This window comes from Embleya sp. NPDC056575, from assembly GCF_042793325.1.
Classification (GTDB): domain Bacteria; phylum Actinomycetota; class Actinomycetes; order Streptomycetales; family Streptomycetaceae; genus Embleya.
On record NZ_JBHTVA010000186.1, the window covers coordinates 374 to 1,228 of the forward strand.

Annotated in this window: 1 protein-coding gene and 1 pseudogene; both read left to right on the plus strand. The window is 50.1% G+C overall.

The genetic code is table 11. From position 1 onward, the window contains the following. A partial coding sequence (locus ACFRCG_RS48620; RefSeq protein ID WP_380043093.1) for a putative hydro-lyase occupies nt 1-618 on the plus strand: 618 nt, incomplete at its 5' end. A 44-nt stretch (nt 619-662) separates the two neighbouring features. Continuing rightward, nucleotides 663-855: pseudogene (pxpB, locus tag ACFRCG_RS48625) on the plus strand (5-oxoprolinase subunit B); the annotation flags it as partial.

Below are 855 nucleotides of genomic sequence, written 5' to 3' on the forward strand. Positions count from 1 at the left end.
TGCCCCGTGCTGGATGTGACTGAAGCAGGTTCGCCTGTGCCGTCTCTGGCTGCGCCTGATGCTGATATCAGAACGGACTTTCCGAAATACCGTATTTACAGGCACGGTATCTTAACGGAAGAAGTATCTGATATTACGCCATACTGGGAGGACGATTTTGTCGGCTTTCTGATCGGATGCAGTTTCTCCTTTGAACAGGCACTGATCAATAATGGGATAGCTGTCCGGCATATTGATGAGGGGACAAACGTCTCAATGTATAAAACGAATATCGATTGTGTTCCGGCGGGGGCGTTTCACGGACAGATGGTTGTCAGCATGAGGCCGGTTCCTGAGCGGCTGGCTGTACGTGCCGCACAAGTGACTTCGCGTTTTCCGGCTGTGCACGGAGGGCCGATCCATATTGGCAATCCGGGAGCAATCGGGATTCGCGATCTCGGGAAACCGGATTTCGGAGATGCCGTTTCCATTCGTGACGGCGAGGTTCCTGTTTTTTGGGCATGCGGGGTGACCCCGCAAGCCGTGGCTATGAATGTAAAGCCTGAAATGGTCATCACACATGCGCCGGGGCATATGCTCATCACAGATATTCGAGACGAGTCGCTTGCGGTGCTGTAGCCTCTCGTCATCCTGATGAACGAGAATTAAAAGAGGTGAGAAAGATGACTGTACGATATCAAATCGAACAGCTCGGTGATTCTGCAATGATGATCCGATTCGGAGAAGAAATCAATGAACAGGTCAACGGCATTGTCCATGCAGCGGCCGCTTATATAGAAGAACAGCCATTTCCGGGATTCATTGAATGTATTCCGGCTTTTACAAGTCTAACCGTATTTTATGATATGTATGAAG